4 protein-coding genes are annotated in these 5,858 nt (G+C 46.5%); all 4 read left to right on the top strand.

Going from position 1 to position 5,858, the window contains the following annotated elements; genetic code table 11:
* Positions 1-212: 212 nt before the first annotated feature.
* The 4 genes from leuO (at position 213) to ilvN (ending at position 5,855) form a co-directional block, all read left to right on the top strand.
* Positions 213-1,172, top strand: coding sequence for a transcriptional regulator LeuO (leuO, locus tag GOU96_RS16575; RefSeq protein ID WP_000884665.1), 960 nt, complete (start codon positions 213-215; stop codon positions 1,170-1,172).
* Between the two features lie 175 nt (positions 1,173-1,347).
* Positions 1,348-3,153, top strand: a complete 1,806-nt coding sequence (locus GOU96_RS16570) for an AMP-dependent synthetase/ligase (protein WP_267781512.1) — start codon at positions 1,348-1,350, stop codon at positions 3,151-3,153.
* Positions 3,154-3,637: 484 nt separating this feature from the next.
* A complete protein-coding gene (locus GOU96_RS16565) occupies positions 3,638-5,359 on the top strand; it encodes an acetolactate synthase 3 large subunit (RefSeq protein ID WP_000425586.1) in 1,722 nt (573 codons plus the stop codon).
* Position 5,360: 1 nt separating this feature from the next.
* Complete coding sequence (ilvN, locus tag GOU96_RS16560; RefSeq protein WP_001215918.1) at positions 5,361-5,855, top strand: acetolactate synthase small subunit; 495 nt, start codon at positions 5,361-5,363, stop codon at positions 5,853-5,855.
* The last annotated feature ends 3 nt before the right edge of the window (positions 5,856-5,858 follow it).

The raw sequence follows: 5,858 nt of genomic DNA, 5'->3' as shown, positions 1-5,858 counted from the left end.
AAAATTAATCGTATTGATTATTAAAGCTTTTTTTAAGTAATGACTAAAATAAACTGACTTTTTGTCAATGCTATTGCATAGCTTCGAATGATTAGCCGATATTACTCGCCATCCACCAAATATCTGGGCGGTAAATATTACAAACAGCGCTTATCTTTCCACTGGCGATTTATGCATATTTATCGCTAGTGACGACACTGTGAGGCATGCAAATGTTAGATAAAAAAGACGCAATGAGTGCCATTGCGAGTTACCGCATGGAAAGCACCCTCCGAGGCGTAGACCTCAATCTGTTAACCGTTTTTGATGCAGTAATGCAAGAGCAAAACATTACGCGAGCGGCACATAACTTAGGTATGTCACAGCCTGCGGTCAGTAATGCCGTGGCGCGTTTAAAAGTGATGTTCAATGATGAGTTGTTTATGCGCCAAGGGCGTGGCATTCAGCCAACCCAGCGTGCTCGCCAACTGTTTGGCCCGATCCGTCAAGCTTTGCAATTGATCCGTAACGAGCTACCGAGTTCAGTTTTCACACCGGAAACCTCAACGCGTCTGTTTAAGCTCGCGATCTGCAGTCCTTGCGATTTACGCTTTGCTCCTCAGATCATGGCATCGATTGATGAATTAGCACCGAGTGTACAATTGCATTTGGATGCAGAGTTTGATCGCCAAATCGCAGAGCGCATGCGTTATCAAGAAATTGATTTTGTGATTGATTACGCTCGATTTGATGATCAAGGTTTTTCAAGCACGGAGATTTTCCAAGATGAGTTGGTGGTGGTGGCATCAAAACTTCACCCTCGTATCCAAGGAAGTATCACGGCCGAACAATTGAGTGCGGAAAAACACGCAAAATTGTCCAAAGTGCATGGGCAGCGTAGTTTCTCTGAACTGGCGTACCGTGATTTTGATTGCCAGTCTTATTACGAAGGCACCAGCCTGAGCAATGTGTTGTATGTGGTCGGTCAGTCTGAACTGGTGACCGTTGCTCCACGTTGGATGGCGGAAAATGCGGCCAATCGTGATGAGTTGCAAATCCTCGCTTTCCCATTTGCTGAGTCCAAAATCTCGGGTTATCTGAGTTGGCATGAGTCGAGTGAAAAAGACAAAGGCCATATCTGGCTGCGTGACCAACTGATGGTGATTTGTGGCGAAGTGGTCGCGAATCGCTGATCCTTTGTTCATTCTATGTTTCTAAAGCCTTGGGCAGTAAAAACTGTCCAAGGCTTTTTTGTTACAGAATGAGTTTTAATCGATAACTTTGACGTTAGTCAGTTGTGTTTTGGGCTTTGAAATGTACACTTGTGCGCTGAAAAAGGCTTACAGGTGTAAGCTACAGGTAAGAGATATGACGAACTTAGATTTCCACATCGTTAAACGGATCCGCCAACGTATTGCCCAAGGGGGTGATAACGCCGCGCTAAAACATAAACAAAACGGCCAATGGCAAGCAATCAATTGGCACCAGTTTGGTGAACAATTGGATGAACTCTCGATGGCGTTGTTAGCTCAAGGCATCGGTGTACAGGACAAAATTGCGATTTTTTCCAACAACATGCCACGTTGGACGATTGCTGATTTTGCCGCTTTACAGATCCGTGCGGTAACGGTTCCTATCTATCCTACCAATACGCCAGAGCAGGCGGCTTATATCTTACAGAATGCGGATGTGAAAGTGGTTTTTGTGGGTGAGCAGGCACAATTTGATGCTGCACTCAGCCAATTTGAACAATGCCCAGAGCTGCGTCTGATTGTGGCTATGAATGCTAATATCGACCTCAAACAAGCCAGTTGTGCGATGCATTGGGATGAGTTTGTTGCTCAAAGTCACCATCAAGATCGAGCGCCGTTGAATGCCTTAATTGAGCAGGCTAACTATGACGATCTGTTTACCCTCATTTATACCTCAGGTACTACCGGGACGCCGAAAGGGGTGATGCTGGATTATCGTAATATCGGTGCTCAGCTAGAGGGGCACGATCAGCGCTTGAATCTGACTCAAGAGGATGTCTCACTCTGTTTCCTGCCACTTTCTCATGTCTTTGAGCGAGCATGGACGGCGTATGTGCTTTATAAAGGTGCGACCAACTGTTACTTGCAGGACGTGGCTCATGTACGTGAAGCTTTAGCTGAAGTCCGTCCAACCGTGATGTGTGCCGTACCGCGCTTTTATGAAAAGATCTTCTCAGCAATTCATGAAAAAGTCGCTAAAGCGCCGTTTGTACGCAAGGTTCTTTTTACTTGGGCTGTCAATATGGGGGCGAAAATGGCGGTGTGCCGTCAGCAGCAGCGCCAACCTTCTTGGATGCTTAAACAGAGCCATCAATTCGCTGACAAGCTGGTGTTAAGTAAGCTGCGCGCTTTGCTTGGGGGAAGGATCAATTTCATGCCTTGTGGTGGCGCTAAGTTGGATGAAACCATCGGCCGTTTTTTCCATGCAATTGGCATCAACGTCAAGCTTGGTTATGGCATGACCGAAACCACGGCCACGGTTTCTTGTTGGGATGACCACTGTTTTCACCCAGATTCGATTGGGCTTTCTATGCCGGGAGCTCAAGTCAAAATTGGCGAGAACAATGAAATTCTGGTTCGTGGTCCTATGGTGATGCGTGGCTACTACAAGCTCGATAAAGAAACCGCCGAAAGTTTTGATGAGCATGGTTTTCTGAAAACGGGTGATGCGGGTCATATTGATGAAAATGGTAATGTATTTATTACCGATCGCATCAAGGAGCTGATGAAAACCTCAGGTGGTAAATATATTGCGCCGCAGGTAATTGAAGGGGCGATTGGCAAAGATCATTTCATAGAACAGATCGCGGTGATTGCCGATACGCGCAAGTTTGTCTCGGCTTTGATTGTGCCGTGTTTTGACTCATTGGAAGAGTACGCCAAAGAACTGAACATTAAATATCATGACCGTTTGGAGCTTATCAAACATAGCCAAGTGCTGGAGATGTTTGAAAAGCGCGTTAACGATTTACAAAAAGAGCTGGCGAAATTTGAACAAGTGAAGAAGTTTAGATTGTTGCCAAAAGCATTTTCGATGGACAGTGGTGAGCTGACACCGACCCAAAAACTGCGTCGTAAAGTGATTAACGATCGCTATCAGGATGAAATCGAAGAAATGTACCAAGATTCTCCGAAAAAATAGCGCGATCAAGCTGTTATCTGAATGTTCTAAACACCTCTTGGCGAAAATCGCTCAGAGGTGTTTTTATATCTGCAATACGATGACCCATGCCCTTGCTACCTGAAGCGACAAGTTTCGCTCTTGCCAATCACATTGTCTCTAAGTGTTGATGGAAGGGTGGGAGCCGATACTCCGGTGTGCTGACAAAATAATCTACTTTTTTTTAACTGCTCAATGGCTGTTCGACCTAAAAGCAAGGTAAAGGTTGAAATGGAATGCTTAATCACCGTCTTATTTTCGAGTCTGCTGTAAAAGTGCGCAAATTGGGGTTAGACCAGTTGCTAAGAAAGCGTTACATTTGTTGCGTAACCTCGCGGCTGTTATGACAGACGCAGGACATAGCCGAAAGCGGAGCGTTTTCGAATTAGGCTACAAATAAGCCCTAAACTATGTAAAACCAACCCTTTTGCCGACCGAGCACAAGGTATGTTGGTAAGGAGACAAGATGGAAATGCTATCTGGCGCAGAGATGATCGTCCAATCTCTGATCAATGAAGGTGTGGAGCAAATCTTCGGATATCCCGGCGGTTCAGTACTCGACATCTACGATGCCCTTCACGAAAAAACCGACCAAATTAAACACGTTCTGGTTCGTCACGAACAAGCCGCAACACATATGGCTGATGGCTATGCGCGCGCCACTGGAAAACCGGGCGTAGTGCTCGTCTGCTCAGGTCCGGGCGCCACCAATACGGTGACTGGGATTGCAACCGCCTATATGGACTCGATTCCGATGATTGTGATCTCCGGTAACGTAGCCACGAATCTTATTGGTAACGATGCATTTCAAGAGTGCGATATCGTCGGCGTGTCTCGTCCCATCGTTAAACACAGCTTTTTGGTGAAAAAAGCCGAAGATATTCCTGAAACTATCAAAAAAGCGTTTTATATCGCGTCAACGGGGCGTCCTGGTCCTGTAGTGATTGACGTGCCAAAAGATGTGATGAGCCCGCTTAATAAGCTGCCTTATGAGTATCCAGAAACCATTAAAATGCGCTCTTACAACCCAACGACGGCTGGCCACAAAGGACAGATCAAAAAAGGGTTACGCGCACTGCTCGATGCGAAAAAGCCAGTACTGTACGTCGGTGGCGGGGCGATTATTGCTAATGCAGATCAGCAAATTCGCCAACTTGCAGAGGCTTTAAATCTGCCCGTGGTCAGTACTTTGATGGGATTGGGCGTTTTTCCTGGCACTCATAAAAACTCACTGGGTATGCTTGGCATGCATGGTGTGTATGAAGCCAATATGGCGATGCACAATGCAGATCTGATTTTTGGGGTAGGTGTGCGCTTTGATGACCGTACGACTAACAACCTAGAGAAGTACTGCCCCAACGCGAAAATCATGCATATCGATATTGACCCGTCATCGATTTCTAAAAACGTGAAAGTCGATCTGCCGATTGTTGGTTCTGCCGACCAAGTATTGGATGGCATGCTCAAGCTTCTGGAAGAGAGTGCAGAGCGCAATGATGCGGCAGCATTGGATAGTTGGTGGAATGAGATCCAAGTGTGGCGTGATCGTCAGTGTTTGGCTTATGAAACCTCCGCTGAACGGATTAAGCCTCAGCAAGTGATTGAAACGCTATATAAAATCACGGAAGGTAAAGCAATTTTGGCCTCGGATGTGGGGCAGCACCAAATGTTTGCGGCGCTCTACTATCCGTTTGATAAGCCGCGTCAGTGGATTAACTCTGGCGGGCTAGGCACCATGGGTTTTGGTTTACCTGCGGGAATGGGCGTGAAATTCGCCATGCCAGAAGAAGAGGTACTGGTCGTAACGGGAGATGGCAGTATTCAGATGAATATTCAAGAGCTATCGACCGCACTGCAGTACGACATTCCAGTAAAAATCATTAACCTTAACAACCGTTTCCTTGGAATGGTGAAACAGTGGCAGGATATTATTTATCAAGGTCGTCACTCTAACTCATACATGAGTTCTGTGCCGGATTTTGCGGCGATCGCAGAAGCTTATGGTCATGTTGGGATCCGTATTTCTCACCCTGATGAGCTGCAAGCTGGGCTGGAAAAAGCGTTAGCGATGAAAGATCGTCTGGTGTTTGTCGACATTAATGTCGATGAAACTGAGCACGTTTACCCAATGCAGATCAAAGGCGAAGGGATGGACAAAATGTGGTTGAGCAAAACGGAGAGAACCTAAGATGAGACACATTATTTCACTGCTATTGGAAAACCAACCGGGTGCGCTGTCTCGTGTTGTCGGGCTCTTTTCCCAGCGCGGGTACAACATTGAAACGCTAAACGTATCACCGACCGATGACGAAACCCTTTCGCGGCTGAACATTACGACGAAAACCGATGAAATGCAGCTAGAGCAGATCCAAAAGCAGCTGCATAAATTGATTGATGTGTTGAAAGTGCAGGAAGTGACAGAGTGTGAACACATCGAGCGTGAGCTGATGCTGGTCAAAGTCAAGGCCTCTGGTTTTGCACGTGCGGAAGTAAAACGTACGGCGGATATTTTCCGCGGCCAGATTGTTGATGTCACAGCTTCACAATATACAGTGCAACTGGCCGGTACGAGCGAAAAACTGGATGCTTTTATTGAGGCGATTGCGGAAGTGACGGAAGTTATCGAAGTGGCACGAAGTGGTGTGGTAGGCATCGCGCGTGGTGAACGAGCGCTCAGAGCTTAGTTT

Source organism: Vibrio sp. R-1, assembly GCF_035615595.1.
In the GTDB taxonomy this organism is placed as follows: Bacteria; Pseudomonadota; Gammaproteobacteria; order Enterobacterales; family Vibrionaceae; genus Vibrio; species Vibrio cholerae.
This window is presented reverse-complemented; position numbering and strand designations above follow the sequence as displayed.